Origin of the sequence: Corynebacterium tuberculostearicum, assembly GCF_046097465.1 — a bacterium.
Lineage (GTDB): Bacteria > Actinomycetota > Actinomycetes > Mycobacteriales > Mycobacteriaceae > Corynebacterium > Corynebacterium tuberculostearicum_I.
Genome location: NZ_CP175799.1, coordinates 74570 through 90591, shown reverse-complemented (window position 1 = coordinate 90591; position 16022 = coordinate 74570). Strand labels below are relative to the sequence as shown.

Annotated in this window: 18 protein-coding genes; 8 read left to right on the top strand and 10 right to left on the bottom strand. The window is 57.4% G+C overall.

Translation table 11 applies throughout. The features are described from left to right. Window positions 1–686 precede the first annotated feature (686 nt). Both dnaA and ACKFRX_RS00425 read right to left on the bottom strand, forming a co-directional pair. The gene (gene dnaA / locus ACKFRX_RS00430; RefSeq protein WP_408928260.1) at window positions 687–2180 is read right to left on the bottom strand and encodes a chromosomal replication initiator protein DnaA; all 1494 of its coding nucleotides are present in this window, start codon (window positions 2178–2180) and stop codon (window positions 687–689) included. Beyond that, window positions 2180–2323: a hypothetical protein gene (locus ACKFRX_RS00425; protein WP_408927957.1), complete on the bottom strand. Its 144-nt coding sequence runs from the start codon at window positions 2321–2323 to the stop codon at window positions 2180–2182. The genes dnaA and ACKFRX_RS00425 overlap by 1 nt, the downstream gene beginning before the upstream one ends. Window positions 2324–2993: 670 nt before the next feature. Here ACKFRX_RS00425 and rpmH point away from each other — a divergent pair. Genes rpmH through ACKFRX_RS00385 form a run of 8 tightly spaced genes read left to right on the top strand, consistent with a single transcriptional unit; the run spans window position 2994 to window position 7880 of the window. Then, the gene (gene rpmH / locus ACKFRX_RS00420; RefSeq protein WP_003847033.1) at window positions 2994–3137 is read left to right on the top strand and encodes a 50S ribosomal protein L34; all 144 of its coding nucleotides are present in this window, start codon (window positions 2994–2996) and stop codon (window positions 3135–3137) included. Between the two features lie 3 nt (window positions 3138–3140). After that, a complete protein-coding gene (gene rnpA / locus ACKFRX_RS00415) occupies window positions 3141–3503 on the top strand; it encodes a ribonuclease P protein component (protein WP_005326013.1) in 363 nt (120 codons plus the stop codon). 47 nt (window positions 3504–3550) lie between these two features. Continuing rightward, window positions 3551–3766, top strand: coding sequence for a membrane protein insertion efficiency factor YidD (gene yidD / locus ACKFRX_RS00410; RefSeq protein ID WP_198492273.1), 216 nt, complete (start codon window positions 3551–3553; stop codon window positions 3764–3766). Window positions 3767–3779: 13 nt separating this feature from the next. Beyond that, the gene (yidC, locus tag ACKFRX_RS00405; protein WP_408919446.1) at window positions 3780–4757 is read left to right on the top strand and encodes a membrane protein insertase YidC; all 978 of its coding nucleotides are present in this window, start codon (window positions 3780–3782) and stop codon (window positions 4755–4757) included. Window positions 4758–4786: 29 nt separating this feature from the next. Beyond that, window positions 4787–5386, top strand: coding sequence for a 16S rRNA (guanine(527)-N(7))-methyltransferase RsmG (gene rsmG / locus ACKFRX_RS00400; protein WP_408920084.1), 600 nt, complete (start codon window positions 4787–4789; stop codon window positions 5384–5386). Window positions 5387–5396: 10 nt separating this feature from the next. After that, a complete protein-coding gene (locus ACKFRX_RS00395) occupies window positions 5397–6245 on the top strand; it encodes a ParA family protein (RefSeq protein WP_005326017.1) in 849 nt (282 codons plus the stop codon). Between the two features lie 6 nt (window positions 6246–6251). Next, entirely contained in the window at window positions 6252–7292 is a 1041-nt protein-coding gene (locus ACKFRX_RS00390) for a ParB/RepB/Spo0J family partition protein (protein ID WP_005326890.1), read from the top strand. 9 nt (window positions 7293–7301) lie between these two features. Continuing rightward, window positions 7302–7880, top strand: coding sequence for a hypothetical protein (locus tag ACKFRX_RS00385; RefSeq protein WP_408919447.1), 579 nt, complete (start codon window positions 7302–7304; stop codon window positions 7878–7880). A 9-nt stretch (window positions 7881–7889) separates the two neighbouring features. Here the strand turns inward: ACKFRX_RS00385 and ACKFRX_RS00380 are convergent, their stop codons facing one another. The 8 genes from ACKFRX_RS00380 to ACKFRX_RS00345 all read right to left on the bottom strand — a co-directional run bounded on the left by ACKFRX_RS00380 (window position 7890) and on the right by ACKFRX_RS00345 (window position 15985). Next, window positions 7890–9071 carry an N-acetylmuramoyl-L-alanine amidase gene (locus ACKFRX_RS00380; RefSeq protein ID WP_250412844.1) on the bottom strand — a complete coding sequence of 394 codons (1182 nt, stop codon included), beginning with the start codon at window positions 9069–9071 and terminating at the stop codon, window positions 7890–7892. An 87-nt stretch (window positions 9072–9158) separates the two neighbouring features. Continuing rightward, the gene (trxA, locus tag ACKFRX_RS00375) at window positions 9159–9482 is read right to left on the bottom strand and encodes a thioredoxin (protein WP_005326021.1); all 324 of its coding nucleotides are present in this window, start codon (window positions 9480–9482) and stop codon (window positions 9159–9161) included. A gap of 6 nt (window positions 9483–9488) precedes the next feature. After that, the gene (gene trxB / locus ACKFRX_RS00370; protein ID WP_408919448.1) at window positions 9489–10415 is read right to left on the bottom strand and encodes a thioredoxin-disulfide reductase; all 927 of its coding nucleotides are present in this window, start codon (window positions 10413–10415) and stop codon (window positions 9489–9491) included. A gap of 84 nt (window positions 10416–10499) precedes the next feature. Beyond that, the gene (locus ACKFRX_RS00365) at window positions 10500–11048 is read right to left on the bottom strand and encodes an RNA polymerase sigma factor (RefSeq protein WP_005326897.1); all 549 of its coding nucleotides are present in this window, start codon (window positions 11046–11048) and stop codon (window positions 10500–10502) included. 82 nt (window positions 11049–11130) lie between these two features. After that, window positions 11131–13656 carry an aminopeptidase N gene (pepN, locus tag ACKFRX_RS00360; RefSeq protein WP_408927956.1) on the bottom strand — a complete coding sequence of 842 codons (2526 nt, stop codon included), beginning with the start codon at window positions 13654–13656 and terminating at the stop codon, window positions 11131–11133. A 252-nt stretch (window positions 13657–13908) separates the two neighbouring features. Further along, on the bottom strand, window positions 13909–14142 hold the full coding sequence (locus tag ACKFRX_RS00355; protein WP_150850460.1) for a hypothetical protein: 234 nt from the start codon (window positions 14140–14142) through the stop codon (window positions 13909–13911). A 4-nt stretch (window positions 14143–14146) separates the two neighbouring features. Continuing rightward, entirely contained in the window at window positions 14147–14719 is a 573-nt protein-coding gene (locus ACKFRX_RS00350) for a hypothetical protein (RefSeq protein ID WP_150850461.1), read from the bottom strand. A 73-nt stretch (window positions 14720–14792) separates the two neighbouring features. After that, window positions 14793–15985 (bottom strand): IS3 family transposase gene (locus tag ACKFRX_RS00345; RefSeq protein ID WP_100067808.1). Its coding sequence is split into 2 segments (ribosomal slippage): window positions 14793–15706 and window positions 15706–15985, totalling 1194 coding nucleotides; the frame shifts between segments, so codons are not numbered across the junction. Window positions 15986–16022 lie beyond the last annotated feature (37 nt).

Sequence of the window (16022 nt, the reverse complement as noted above, 5' to 3'; positions counted from 1 at the left end):
CAACTTACCGCATCGGGCGCGGTGCGCCACAACGTGTAATTCCATCTTTGCCTGTCCGATCCGCGCCTGGCCGGAGGCAGGCCGGGCCGAACTCCACACACCCTCTTTCTTCTATACAGATCAGAGAAATAATTTAGTAGTAGTAATAAGCGCTGTGGGATCTGTGGGTAACCAGGTAAATGACAAGTTCAGGACATAGATCTGGGGTGTGCCAATTCTTGTGATCTTGCTGTGATCAATCGGGGCGAAATGTGGACAACTAACGGGATCGCCGTTTTATCCACAGGTTTTGTCATTTGATCACCGATCTACACACAGTGCTGATCACAGGGTGGTTCTCCCAGCATAGAGCCTGTGGAATTTAAAACTGTGAGTAAGATCTACGAATTACAAAGATGGAATTACACAAGTGTGAATAACGCTGTGGATAACTCTTTTCGCAGTTAAGAGAGTACTTTTCGTGGACCTTCTGGGTTCTTTGTGGAATTACACGAAGGTGTAGGCGGCTGTGTGGACGGTTTGAACCAGGTTTCGGCGTCTCAGTCAAGAATCTCTGATCTGGTAGTTCTGGTCTCACCTTTAAGTAGTGCGAGCAGAATCCTCGAAGTGACAAGGGGCAGACAAAAGCGCCCTCCTTTATATAAGGAAGGCGCTTAAGGAAGGAGCTGTAGAAAAGGTGACGAGATCTAGGCGCGACCGCGATTCTTGATGCGCTGGGTAAGCGCCTGGATCTCGTCGTAGGTATTGCGCTTTTCAGTCATCTCTTTGCGGATCTTGCGATCCGCGTAAATGACGGTGGTGTGGTCTTTGCCGCCGAACTGTTCACCGATCTTGGGAAGGGATAGCTCCGTGAGCTCGCGGCACAGATACATAGCCAACTGGCGTGCATGCGCCACCGCACGCTTTTTGCCAGCGCCGCGCAGAGTCTCTACATCAATATCGAAGAATTCTGCCGTGACCTCCATGATCGAGGTAGCGGTGATTTGCCTATCGGCGGAATCTGGGGCCAAATCGCGCAACGCGATTTCTGCCATCTCCACGTTGATCGGCTCATTCACCAAGGAGGAATAGGCCGAAACGCGGATCAGTGCGCCCTCGAGCTCGCGAATAGAAGATTCAAAGCGCGAAGCAATGAGCTCAAGCACGGAGCGATCCACCTCGGTGCCGTCATTAGCTGCCTTCTTCATCAGAATCGCGATACGCGTTTCTAGATCTGGCGGCTGAATATCGGTGATAAGACCGCCTTCAAAGCGGGTGCGGAGGCGATCTTCCAACGTGGTTAGCTGCTTCGGTGGGCGGTCCGAAGACAAAATGATCTGCTTATTGGCTTGGTGCAGCGCATTGAAAGTATGGAAGAACTCTTCCTGGGTGGATTCCTTGCCCTCCAAGAACTGGATATCATCGACCATCAAAATATCGAGATTGCGGTAGCGCCGCTTGAAGGATTCCTGACGGTCATCGCGCAGGGAATTAATGTAGTCATTCGTGAATTCTTCCGAAGACACATACTTCACGCGCAGACCCGGATGCAGTACCTGGGCGTAATTGCCGGCGGCATGCAAAAGGTGCGTTTTGCCCAGACCAGAGCCACCCCAGATAAATAGTGGGTTGTACGCACGTGCGGGGTTCTCGGCCACAGCTACGGCGGCACCATTGGCAAAACGATTCGAAGAACCGATCACGAAGCTATCGAAGGTGTGCTTCGGATTGAGGGAAGTCTCACGGTTGGGATCGTGCGCCGGGGCCTCGCGCGGGATGCGGGCGGAATTGGTGTCAGAACCGGAGAAATTTCCCGCAGATTCTGCCTGCTGTTGGTTATAGTGCTGAGCCAGCTCATCCAGGCTTGCAGGGGCGTGACTCGACTGCCAATTGTTCTGGGAAGGGGCCTGCTGTGCAGCGGCATCCGTTTGCTGCGGGCGCGGAATGTAGTTCTGGGTGGATTCCGTGTTCTGTGGCGGTTGCGATTGAGGGGGCTGCTGTTGTTGAGGGGGAGTTGGTTGTTGTGCAGGGTCCGCGGCCGGCGGCTGTGGCTCTTGCGGGGTGGCAAGGGTAACCGCAAAGGAACACGGCCGGCCTAGGTGGCGGGTTAGTGCCTTGGCAATGTGCTCGCCCAACTCATTTTCGACCACATTTTTGGCATCCAAGTTCTCGGCGGCAACGAGGGTGTAGCCCTCAACCATCATGATGGGACGAACCAGTTGGAGGTAAAGGCGCTGTGAGTGCGAAAACTGGGGACCTCGGAATTGGGTTGCTCGGATTGTGCGAGCAGGTCATCAACGACCGCGCGCCAAACGGCATGCAGGTTCGCTTGTGGGTCAGTCACAACAGGCTACCTTTGTGGAATTTAGTCGGGGACGGGTGGACATTGAATAACAATTTTCACTGCGGATTCCACTGTGGTTTTCACATCGGTTTTTATCGAGTCACCTCGATCTCCACAGAGTTATCCACAGGTGTGGATGAAATAGTTATTCACAGCTTAGTTCATGACTGTGGATAACTCTTCATTGGTCATTTTATGGCCTTACGCTGCAGAAACTGCAAAAGTCTCAAGTGTTGATTTAGAGTTATCCACATGACCGGTTGGGCTGTGGAATTTGATTCTTCTGTTGTACCGCCGAAACGGCGGGTGTGTCTAGCGAGAAAAATTCACCACCCGGGAGCAGGTCGGGGTGGGCCTTGCGGTGTGGTGGATTAGGTGCAGCAAGAGCGCAGAATCTGGCCCTCTAGCTGCAGGAAAAAACATTTATGTAATTTCGGGTGTACCCGGGTGTCGATTTGTTCCCAGCGGCAGAAATCACGTAATCTGGCATGGTCTATTGCAACAAAGAGTTGCGCGTGAAAGTGACAGCGTCACCTCGCACCGGCTGGGCCCGTCGGCTCGCCGTGCACCGGAGAGACTGTGATGCGTCAGGTTCATGGAATCTATTCATCAGTGGGCGTGCCGCTGCATCGCGGTGGTGTGCCTACGCACAACTTCAAGGAGAATTAACGTGGCAAAGGGTAAGCGCACGTTCCAGCCGAACAACCGTCGTCGTGCTCGCAAGCACGGCTTCCGCACCCGCATGAGCACCCGTGCAGGTCGCGCCATTGTTGCAGCTCGTCGCAAGAAGGGCCGCGCAAAGCTGACTGCATAAGTTATGCTTCCAGCCCAGCACAAGCTCACGTCGCCGACGCAATTTCGGCGCACGATGAAGGGTAGTCGCCGGGCGGGCACTCGTACGGTCGTCGTGCACGCGCGCGACAACGCAGGTACGGACAAGGCAGCCGATATCGCCGCCACTGGGCCGCGATTTGGGCTGATTGTTTCTAAAGCCGTCGGGAATGCAGTGGTTCGCCACCGCACCTCCCGGCGGCTTCGCCATGTGTGCATGACATTCATTCCCAAGCTGCCCGCCAGCGTGGACGTTGTCATCCGTGCCTTGCCCGCCAGCGCTACCGCTAGCAGTGAGCAATTAGAAAAAGATCTTGCCAAAGCACTGCGCAAGCAATGGGATATCTAAATTCCCGCGGGGAGGAAATTCCCCCAGCCAGAGGATTGGCCAAACCAATGGTCAAAGTGGTTCGTTTCTACCAAAAGTATGTCTCTGGCCTTAAAATGGTATCGACCTGTCGGTTCGAGCCGACATGCAGTGCTTATGCCCTAGAGGCGCTTTCTCAACACGGCGCAATCAAGGGTACGGCGATGGCAATAGCCAGGGTCTGCAAATGCGGCCCCTGGCATCCGGGCGGATTCGATCCGGTCCCGGGTACCAACAACAATTGAGGATTAAACACTCGTGCTTAATTTCATTTACTGGCCAATTTCGGCCGTTTTGTGGTTCTGGCACTGGCTGCTGTCCCTCGTAATGGACCCCGCCTGGGGCATTACCTGGATTCTGGCCATTGTGCTGCTGACCTGGACGCTTAAGGCACTCATGGTCAAGCCGACCATTAGCCAGATTCGTTCCTCGCGCAAGATGCAGGAAATCCAGCCTAAGGTGCAGGAAATCCGCGCGAAGTACGGTAATGATCAAACCAAGGCCGCGCAGGAAATGCAGAAGGTCTACAAGGAGTCCGGCGTTCGTCCGATGGCCGGCTGCCTGCCGGTCTTCGTGCAGATTCCAATGTTCGTTGGTTTGTTCCACGTGCTGCGCTCCTTCGACCGCACCGTTGCGGTAGCCGGTGGCATCGGCCACCCCAGTGGCGACCCAATGTCCATTGAGGATAACGCCAATACCGCGAACTACATCTTCAAGCCGGACCTAGTCCAGCAGTTCTTGGATGCCAAGATCTTTGATGTTCCGCTGGTGACCAACCTGCGCTTGAACTCGCCGATTGTGGAGGGCGTAACCACCACCCAGGCAGCCGTCATCATCGTTCCGATGATCGCCATCATTGTGGTTATGACACACTTCAACGCCCGCATGAGCCTGAACCGCCAGGAAAAGCGCCGTGCTGCTGGCAAGACCCAAGCACCGCAGGGTCAAAATGCGGAAATGATGCAGCAGCAAATGGCCATGATGTCCAAGATGATGCTGTGGGTCATGCCGGCCATGCTGGTCTTCTCCGGCTTCATCTGGCCGATTGGTTTGCTGTTCTACATGATGGCCAATACGGTCTGGACCTTCTTCCAAACCCGCATCGTCTATGCCAAGATGGACCGCGAGGAAGAAGAAGAGGAAGCCGCTAAGGTAGAGGCCAAGCGCACTTCCGCGCCTAAGCCGGGTGCCCGCAAGAAGGACAACCGCACCAAGAAACAGCGCAAAAACAAATAAACACGGAGGAGAACCCCATCGTGTCCGAGATGGACCCGTCAGTAGTATTCGGCTCCCGCTTGCCCCTCGCGCAGGCTTACCATGATTCGCTCGCTACAGACGGGTCCACTCGTGGTTTTATAGGCCCCCGCGAGGTGCCACGCTTGTGGGACAGGCACATTATTAACTGTGCCGTCGTCAAGCAGGCAATCCCGGAGGGTGCCACGGTTATCGACGTCGGCTCGGGTGCCGGGCTGCCCGGCATTCCGCTGGCCATTGCGCGCCCGGACCTGCAGATCACTCTGATCGAGCCGCTGCTCAAGCGCTATAACTACCTCAACGAAGTCGTAGAAGAGCTGGGCCTAGACAACGTGACGGTCCTGCGCGGCCGTGCCGAAGAGGGACCGATTAAAAAGGCCGTGGCGGGAGCAGACGTGGTCACCTCCCGCGCCGTCGCGCCCCTGGGCAAGCTGTCGAAGTGGTCGCTGCCGCTCGTGCGCAAGGGTGGCGAGATGATCGCGCTGAAGGGTTCTTCGGTACACGAGGAACTGGAACGCGATGCCGCCGACATTAAGAAGGCCGGCGGTGGAAAGGCCGAGGTCAGCACCATCGAGGGAACCACGATCATTCGTGTCCCGCGCGTGAACTAAAGTAGACGGCATGACTAATCCGCGCCTTATCACCATTGCTAACCAGAAAGGCGGCGTAGGCAAAACCACCTCCGCCGCCAACTTGGCCGCAGCGCTAGCCACAGAGGGCAAAAAAGTGCTGGTGATCGACCTCGACCCGCAGGGAAACGCCTCCACGGCCATGGGCGCGGAACATAATTCCGGCACCGATTCCAGCTATGAGGTGCTCCTAGGAGACTGCACCGCCGAGAAGGCCATGCAGCCCTCCTCGCACAACGAGAACCTCTTTTGCATCCCCGCCACCATTGATCTGGCCGGCGCGGAGATTGAAATGGTCTCCTTGGTACGCCGTGAATTTCGGCTGTACGACGCCCTACATAATGGCTTCCTTGAAGAGCACGGCTTTGAATATGTCTTCATTGATTGCCCGCCATCACTGGGTTTGCTCACCATCAACGCCATGACGTGCGCTGAAGAGGTCATCATCCCGATTCAATGCGAGTATTACGCCCTGGAGGGCGTGGGCCAGCTGCTGGGCAATATCTCCATGATTCGCGAGCACCTCAACGAGGATCTGCATATTTCCGCCGTGTTGCTGACCATGTATGACGCCCGCACGCGCTTGGCCGAGGACGTGGCCGATAACGTCCGCGAACAGTTTGGCGCCGTGGTGCTGGCCAATGTTATCCCGCGCTCCGTGCGCGTTTCCGAGGCACCGGGGTACGGTACTACGGTTATTGATTACGCTCCCTCGTCCACCGGTGCCCGCGCCTACCTTGCGGCCGCGCGCGAGCTTGACCGGCGTGGCGATTATCGCCCGCACCCGACCACCGGGGCGATTGGCGTGAGCCCAGAGATTTACGCGGAATTGGAAGGATAGGAACTCATGGCAGAACAGAAGCAAGGCGGCCTTGGCAAGGGCCTAGCCGCACTCATCCCGTCCGGTCCTGATGCTCCTACCCGCAAGCCACGCCTGGGTGATTCCGCCGCGGATATTATTTTGGGAAATTCCACCCCGCAGCCGGGCCGGAAGGGCGGCGAAGGCAAGCGCGTAAAGGGTGCTCCCACCATTCAGCAGGGTTCTGGCTCTAAGTCCTCCAAGAAGCGCCAGGCCACCCCGGCTCCTATCGGTGCGACCTACCGCGAGATTTCCATTGGGGATATCATCCCCAACCCGAAGCAGCCGCGCACGGTCTTCGACGAGGATGAACTCGGCGAGCTCGTCCACTCGATCCGCGAGTTTGGCCTGTTGCAGCCTGTGGTCGTTCGTCCTTCCGAGGAAGGCGGCTTTGAGCTCATCATGGGTGAGCGTCGTTGGCGCGCTTCCTCCAAGGCGGGCCTGGCCACGATTCCGGCCATCGTGCGCGATACCAAGGACGACAACCTGTTGCGCGATGCCCTGCTGGAGAACATCCACCGCGTGCAGCTCAACCCCTTGGAAGAAGCGCACGCCTACCAGCAGCTGCTGGAAGAGTTCGGCGTTACTCAGAACGAGCTGGCGGACCGCATTGGTCGTTCGCGCCCACAGGTGACCAATATGTTGCGCCTGCTCAAGCTGCCGGTAGAGGTTCAAAAGCGCGTAGCTGCTGGTACCTTATCTGCCGGCCACGCGCGTGCCCTTTTGTCCTTGGATGACACCGAGGCCATGGAATACATTGCCAACCGCATCATCGCGGAGGGCCTGTCTGTACGCGCCACCGAGGAGGCAGTCACCCTCTACAAGCGCGATGGTAAGCCGGCCGAATCCAAGAAGAAGCAGCCGGCACCGCAGCCGCAGTACTTTACCGATTCCGCTGAGCGCCTGTCCGACCGCTTCGACACCAAGGTCACCGTGACCATGGGCAAGCGCAAGGGCAAGATGGTCGTGGAATTTGGTGACCAAGAAGATTTCGAGCGCATCATGGCGCTCATTGAGGGCCAGCACTAAACCGGGGCGATGATCCTCGAGCCGGTACGCGAAGGCACGCGCATTCACCGCCAGGCCGCGCGCAGCACCTTTTGGGAGCTGGAGGCCTCCGTGGTCGATCCCGCCTTTGAAAAGGAAGCGTGGCTGGCTACTACCCTGCTCTCCTTTGGTCAGTGCGGCTTTACTGTGGGCGAGGACGCCACGATTCTCTTTTGCTCCCGCGAGGATGCTGCCGGCGCAGCCAAGCTTCCCACCGCCCCCATTTCAGACGATGCGGAGATCATTACCTCGCTCTTCGTCAAAGCACATTTAATGGGGCGTGGCATTGAAGCAGTGCTTGTCGACGCCGCCATTATGCACCTCACTAACCGCGGCAGCGCCGCCGTGGAGGCCTTTGGCTATTACGGCGATCCGACCGCAGCGGCGGATTTCTTGGGCCACAAACCGGCCTATATCGGGCTGATGTCTTATGAGACTTTGCGCTCCGCCGGCTTTGAGGTGGCCGCAGATCACCCAGTACTCCCCCGCTTGCGGCTCGAGCTGCCGCCCGAGCACGATATGCTCAGTGCGGCAGCCGCCGAAGATCTCCTGGCCCGCGCTTTGGCCTAGATTCGAGGCCTAGGACTGTTCGGCCTGGAGCAGCTCGGAGAACTTATAGGCGCCGGTTACGGCGGTGTCCTGCTCCATGAGGTACATGCGCTTTACGGCAATCACGATCGCTTCCGCAATGTCATCGCGGCGGGACGGGTTGGTGAGGATTTTTATGTCTTCTGGGTTGGTCAGGTAGCCCAGTACGATCTGGATGACCGGCATCTGGGTCAAGCGCAGTAGGTCCCAGGTGCGGCCGTGGTTGCCGCAGTCCAGCAGCTCAGTGCGCGCAACAATCTCGCGCTGGATGAAACCGGAAAGGGTCTCACCAATGAGTGAGGAGTTGCCGGATTCGGAACCGAAGTAGAAGGTGGCAACACCATTGGCCTTCTCATTGGGGTAAGAATCGCAGGCTAGGGAAATGACCATGTCCGCATCGAAGGCATTGGCCAGCTCGGCGCGGGACTTGACGTCCGCATCGGAGGTCCGAGGACGGGAGATGATGGTTTCCATGCCCGCGGCAATCATGCGCCCCTCGATGCGCTGGGTGAGGTCCCACAGGATTTCCTGCTCGGAAATATCACCGAAGCGACCCTTGACCAACTGGCCGGCGTCGCCGCCGCTCAAGGCCGGATCGATGACAACGCGCTTGCCCGCCAGCTTTGGGCCGGCGTTGCGGACGCGCTCACGCTCTTGGATATTGTGCGCGGAACCGCCGGTGATACGGCGGCCAAGCAGCCCAAGGGCGCGGATGGTGGCGGGGCCGCACACACCATCTTCTTGCAGGCCGCAGTTGTGCTGGTATTCCTTCAGCGCCGCGTGGGTATTGGTACCGAAGTGGCCGTCCACCCGCTGCTGGTAGAAGCCGAGCTCCTGCAGCTGCTGCTGGAGCTGTGAGATATCGTCACCCACCAGCTCATTCGCAGGCTCGTAGCTAAGTACGCGGCTGCCGAGTGTGTATGAGGCTTGGCGCAGTTCGCGCAGGGTGAGATCGTCGATTTCGCCCGTGGGCACGATACCGCGGGATTGCTGGAAGGCCTTGAGGACCTCAGACAAATTGGCATCAAAGCTCTTGTCACTCTCGGAGTACTTCTGCTTCTTCCACGCAGAAAGTTCCCCCTTGAAATCTGACAAGAGGCCGAGACGGGCCAAGGTAGCGCGAGCCTCAGCTACACGCACGCTTGTATCGCCGACTCGAAGAACGCGATTCACGCCTTATACCCCTTTCACAGCCCGCTTTAGTTAGGGCCGCATTCCAGAATTTCTACACGCTTAATCTAATAGGAATTAGATTAACAGTTAAAGCTGCTTTTTCACTTGCGCCACGATGTCATCTTTAGAACGCAGACCCACAAATTCGTCTACCTTCTCGCCGTGGTTGAAAATCAGCACATTGGGGATGGACATGATCTGGAACATGGCGCCTAGGTTGCGCTCTTCATCGACGTTAACCTTGGCGACGGTGACTTGGCCGTCCAACTCCTCCGCTACCTCTTCCAGGATGGGGGAAAGCTTCTTGCACGGGCCACACCACTCGGCCCAGAAGTCGACGATGACGGGCTTATCGGACTCGATGACGTCCTTACGGAACGTATCGGTGGTTACTTTCTTGACGTTGCTCATACTGAATTAACGGTTTTCTGCGAGGAAATGTTCCGCATCAATTGCCGCACGGCAACCGGAGCCGGCCGCGGTAATTGCCTGCTGGTAGTGGTCATCCACCAAGTCACCGCAGGCGAAAACGCCTGGCAGGGAGGTCTTGGTGGTGGGTTGTTCAACTACAACATAGCCGTTGTCATTGAGCTTGACCTGATCATTGAGGAAGGAAGAGCGCGGATCATGGCCAATTGCTACGAACATGGCAGTGACGTCCAAGGTGGAAGTCTCGCCGTTGGTGACGTCCTTGAGTTTGAGTCCGCCGACCTTGCCATCGGCTTCAATAACTTCTTCGACGACCTTATTGGTCTCCCACTTGATCTTTTCGTTGGCCTGGGCGCGCTCCAGCATGATCTTGGAGGCGCGGAAGTTCTCGGAGCGGTTCACAATGGTGACAGAGTCCGCGAACTTGGTGAGGAAGGTGGCCTCCTCCATAGCGGAGTCGCCGCCGCCGATAACGGCAATATTGTGGCCCTTGAAGAAGAAGCCATCGCACGTAGCGCAGGTAGAAACGCCGCGGCCGGTAAGTTCTTCCTCACCTGGTACGCCGAGGTGGCGCGGGGCGGCACCGGTGGCGAGGATGACGGCGCGGGCCTCAAAGAGCTCGTCACCCACGTGCAGCTTTTTAATATCGCCTTCCAGCTCTACGGAGTCAACGACTTCCATGCGCAAATCCGCACCGAAGCGGATGGCCTGGGCGCGCATTTCTTCCATGAGCTCTGGGCCCATGATGCCCTTTTGGAATCCGGGGTAGTTTTCTACCTCGGTGGTATTCATAAGCTCGCCGCCGTACTCGAAGCCCTCGAAGACAATCGGGTTGAGCTCGGCGCGTGCCGCGTACAGCGCGGCGGTGTAACCGGCAGGGCCGGAACCTACGATGGCAACATCGTGGACGGTCATTGCTAACTCCCTTAAATCAGAGTGTGGTTTCGCGTAACGCCCTGAGTCTACCCGCCGCGCTGACAAACGTCGGTATTAGCAAACTCACCCCATGGCGGCGCGTAGGACTTCCCTCGCTCGGGCGCGGCGGGATTTGATGGTGCCGGGCTTTACCCCTTGGGCGGTGGCAACTTCGCCGACGCGGAATCCGGCGACGTCGGTAAGCACCAGCGCCTCGCGCTGATCCTCCCGCAGCAACTGCATTGCCTCGCGCACCACCAGCTGCTCCGCTAGGTTTTCGGAAGGGTTATGCGCGAGCAGCGGGTTGCGATCGTCATCAAAGTCCTCCGCATCTAATGAAGCATTTTCCCTGTTAGAACGGTGGTTCAAGTAGTCATAGCCAGAGTTTTTCACCAGCCGGTGCAGCCAGGTCGATAGCGCAGACTCGCGGCGATAGGAGTGCAGGTTGCAGCTGGCGCGCAGGAAGGCTTCCTGGACCACATCTTGGGCATCGTGATCGTTTCTGGTGTAGCGCCGCGCTACCGTGGTCAGCCGCGTGCGGTGGCGTTCCACGATGGCGGAAAAGGCCTTATTGTCCCCCTCAATAAAAGCATCAACTAGTTCTTCGTCACTGCGGTCATGACTGAGCGTCATATGTAGATTCCCCCCGGATCAACAACTGTTATACACAGTGTGACCCAAGGGGAATTAGGGCGCGAGCGCTAGGCCGTACAGTTTATTGACCAGCCCGCACGCGGAGGGTGCGCCGCAGGTTATCGCGGCATTCCAGCAGGATGCGGCGCAGCGCTCCAGGCAGATCCCGGTGCAGCAGGCGCGTGGTGGCGGCATCGGCCATCGGCAACTCCGGGTAGAAGCCGCGGATGAGGCGGTTAGCAATCTCAATCGGGTGCGCGGCCCAGATGTCTTCCACGCTGGAGAAGAACTCCTCCGCAAAGGCCTCTTGCAGGCTAGCTGAGCGCGGGGCATTGAACCCGGCGATCAGTGCGTCGACCTCGGCATTGGAATATGCGCCGGGCGTGAGGGCCTTATCGAACGCGGAGCGCTTGGTCTCCGGCGTGGGGAAGGCGTGGCTGGCGCCGAGGAATTCGGTAGCGCCGGTCAGCGTATTATCGCGCTGCTTTTCCGCTTCGAGCTCGGCCGGGGTTACGGCATTGCGGGCCGCGAGGGCGCGCAAGATCGACCAGCGGATTTCGGGGTCCACGCGAAGGCCGGCAATGTCACCGGAGAGCAGGGCCTTAAGGCGCGCGGTGCCGGACTCCTCCGGCGTTGCGGCGAGTGCGCGGATGGCGGCGCGAGCGAGCACAAGCTGGGCGTCCGAGGCTGGTTCGGCCTCGTCCAGATGGCCCCAGATCGCCTCGGCATAGTCGGTGCGGACCTGCTCGCGGTCGGCGTCTGCAACATAGTGTGCAATGGCAAAGTTGGCATTGGCGCAGGCAGTAGCCAGCAGCGTGGTATTGGTTTCATAGGCTTCGTGCTTGACGACGACCCCCACATAGTCAATCGCCGACATTTCCCCATCGCGGGTGAGGTTCCACAGGGCGGTCCAGATTACCGCGCGGGTCGATTCATCCTCGATGTCGGTCAGGCGCTCACTCGCTGTGTCTAGGGAGGTCTCGTCGAAGCGGATCTTGGCGTAGGTATGGTCGGCGTCGTTAAGCAGCAGCAATGCCGGGGCCGGAAGGCCTGCCGCCTCATCGATGATGGTGCGGGTGGTGCCATCGCCAGCCGGGAGATCGATGTCGATCTCGCGGTACTTGTGCAGGGACGCATCAAAGAGCGAAGCGGTCAGGCGGTGCGGCCGGGTGACGTCCTCGGCGTCTGCAACGATGGCCAGCTCCGCAATCTTCTCGCCCTCGGTGTGCAACTCCGGAGTGAGGGTATCCGGGCCCCAGGTGCGCAGCCAGGCTTGGGACCAGGCATCAAGATCGCGGTCCGTGTGCTTCTTGAGCGCCTGCAGGAGGTCATCAAAGGTGGCGGCGGCAAAGGCGTGTTCCTGGAAGTAGTCGCGCGCACCGGCGTAGAAATTATCGCGGCCGACGTAGTGCACCAGCTGTTTGAGCACCGCCGCTCCCTTGGCATAGGTGATGCCATCGAAGTTCTGGCGTGCGGCATCCACGTCCGGGATCTTCGCCTTGATGGGGTGCGTGGTGGGCAGCTGATCCTGCAGGTAGGCCCAATTCTTGCGGGCGCCGGCAAAATTGGCCCAAGCCTCGGTGTAGTCGGTGCCGTGGACGGAAGAATCCGCGCCCATAAATTCCGCGAAGGACTCCTTGAGCCACAGGTCATCCCACCACTGCGGAGTGACCAGGTCACCGAACCACATATGGGACATCTCGTGCAGGATGGTATTTGCACGGCCGGCGTGCTGCGCGCGGGTAGCGCGGGAGCGGAAGATGTAGTTCTCCGTAAACGTCACCAGGCCGGGATTTTCCATCGCGCCGAGGTTGTATTCGGGTACGAAGATGGAATCGTACTTGCCCCACGGATAGGGATAGCCAAAGTTCTGGTGGAAGAAGTCCATGCCTTGGGCGGTAAGTTCTAGGATTTCCTCGTCCAGGTGCTCAAACATGGACGCGCGCGCAAAGGCGCGCAGCTGTGCCGAGTGGCTGCCATCCGGGGCGGTCCAGGTGCGCTCTTGGTACTGGTAGGGGCCGGCGGCGAAAGAAGTCAGGTACGTCGACAGCGGCGGGGTCGGCGCAAAAGTAACGGTGGCGAGCTCCCCCTCTTCGCTGCGTTCGACTTCCGGTTGGTTGGATAGGATCTGCCACTTTTTCGGTGCGGTCATGCGCACGTGGAAGACGGCCTTGAGATCTGGCTGCTCCAGGCAGGGGAAGATGCGGCGGGCGTCGGAAGGCTCGAGGTGTGAATACAGGTAGGTCGCGTCATCGGCCTGATCGTGCATCCGATGCAGACCCTGGCCGGTGCGCGAATAGCGCGAGTGGCCGGTGACCTCGATGGCGAACTCCTCCCCTACCGGCAGGCCGTGCAGCCGGATGATGCTGCCATCAAAGTCCACCTCCTGCGGGGTGCCATTGACCTTGACCTCCGCGACGGATTCGCCCAGGTAATCCAGGAAAAGCTCGGGCTCACTGCTGCTGAGTTCGAGGCGGGTAGTCACGCGGTAGGTGGGGCTATCGAGTACCTCCGAGAGATCAAGGTGGAGGTGATAGGCGCGCAGGTCCACCGCCGCTGCGCGTTCTTGGAGCAACTCGTGCTGCGTCTTATTTTGTGGTGCGGTCATGTCTACGAACTATAGTTACCGCCGTCACGTAGGGTGCGGGGTTGGGGTCCTAAGCTCCGCTGCCTTTTAGGGCCCCATTACCCGCTGGGTAATGGGGCCCGCTGTGGACCTGTTGGATCAGTTTTGTCCGGCCCACACTCTTCAAGTGGCGCAAGATGTCAGTCACTATTAGCAGGCGTTACACCACACTAAAGGACGCAACCACTGCGCTGTCACTCTTTTGCCTATCTGGTATTTACAGTCCCAGTATTTTTAGCTGACCGATTTTAGTAATCTAACCAAGAACAAGACTAGAAAAATAATCCCGCAGGCTGTAGCGGCAATGAACATTTGTTGAGCTTGCTCAAGCAGCCGTGTTGCCTCGTCCAATGCATCTCCAGTGTGAATATAGGTCAGTGCATTGTGGGTTGCATTAAATCCGATGGCGAATCCTACGCAAGTTATTAGCAACGCTATCAGCTCGAGCAGCTGAAGAAGTAATTTCATTTGTTTAACCTATGTGGTGGCACTGCTCACCCCGGAACTTACCAGCGATGTACAAGCGCGCACATTGCTGCGAACCGGATTTCACATAAACATTATGTGGTCCATTATCGGCCACGGCACCAAAACCGCAGCCCGTGTGGGTTTTGCCAACAAAAGTACGGTAGATTTGTGCCCCGTTGCGATTTTGATAGTCGACTCGCCAGTTGCAAACAGTTGAAGGGACCCGATACTGCACCCCTTCATTCTCAATATGGTTCCGAGAGCCGATTATCCTATGCTGCAATTCTCCTGTGGTGACTTTGAAATTGTTTCCTTTGTAGGTGAAGCCAAACCCGTTGATTGGTTGATATCCAGAGGCGCTGAGGGGCTGAATTGCTTTCCCAGGGGCACTGTTTTCTTTTGGCACATAGTTATACGCTGTAGGGTCAACACTTTGGACCTCTCCTCCTTCAATAATCTGGTAAGAGGCCTTTTCTACAGAAGGGGCGGATTTTACATCGGCGGCATTGGCTATCCCTACTGATGTAACAGTAGATGCAGCAGCCAACACGGAAACCATTAAGAATTTTTTAATCATATAAAAACTATGTCATGGCTTCCTGTGCTCCACAAGGGCCTGACCCCCGGAAAGTGGACACGTCGGGGGTTAGCTATGCTGCTCTAGTCAGTGTAGCTGAATTCTCGGCTTCAAAGACGTCAGGAGCTGAAAGATTGCACCAGGAGTGCCGTCGGCGTGTGTTGTAGCGCATGCACCACCGGAAGACTTCTTGGCGGCAGGAGATCGGATTGTCAAAGACTTTCCTGTCACGCAAGATTTCCCGCTTGAGCGTGGCGTTAAACGATTCTGCTAGGGCGTTATCAGCACTCGTTCCTACCGCTCCCATAGACTGGCGCACACCCAACGACGAGCAATAGTTCCTAAAGGCTTGTGAGGTGTACACGCTGCCGTGATCAGAATGGAAAATTGCCCCTTTAAGGCTTCCGCGGACTTTCCTGGCATGGGACAAAGCTTCGATAACCAGTGATACCCGCATGTGATCGGCGAGTGCATGTCCGACAAGTTTGCGCGAGTAGACGTCGATGACCGTGGCCAGGTACATGTTCTTGCCGCCCTTACACGGCAGGTACGTAATGTCGCCTACATAGACGTGGTTTGGCCTGTCAGCTGTGAATCTGCGGCCTACTAGATCTGGCATGACGCGGTGACCAGGCTTACGCCTGGTAGTGACGCATCGGCGGCGTTTGGTAAAGCCTTTAAGTCCCATGGATTTCATGATTCGTGCGACTTTCTTGTGATTTATCGGGCCAAAGCTCGTATCGGCTTTAAGGCTTGCAGCGATGCGTTTAGCACCATAAAGCCCGTATTCATCATCGAAGATGGTCTTGATTCTTGCACCAATAAGAGCATCCGAACACGTCTTTAACCTGCGTTCTTCGCGGGTTTGCACCCATTTGTAGAACGAGGAGCGATTGAGCTTTAACACCTGGCACATCCGCTTAACCGAGAATTCGGTTCGGTGGTCATAGACAAACTGGAAGCGGATCACCAGTGAGTCTCTTCGGCAAAATATTTCGCGGCCTTGCGCAGGATGTCACGTTCTTCGCGCAGCTTTGCGTTCTCTTTTTCTAACTGGCGGATCCGTTCGGAATCATTCGCTGCTTGGACCTTGTCGCGCATGCTTTTTGTGCGGGCACGTTTGCCGGTGCCGTACTTCTTGATCCAAGAATGCAGCGAGGCACGGTTGATACCGAGCTCTGCTGATGCTGAGTTCAGTGAGAGGTCCTCATTGTTTTCGTAGAGGGCCACGGCATCGCGTTTGAACTGTTCGGAGTACCTGGACATGGTGGTAGATTACCTTTCTTCCAGCCCGACTGGGCTG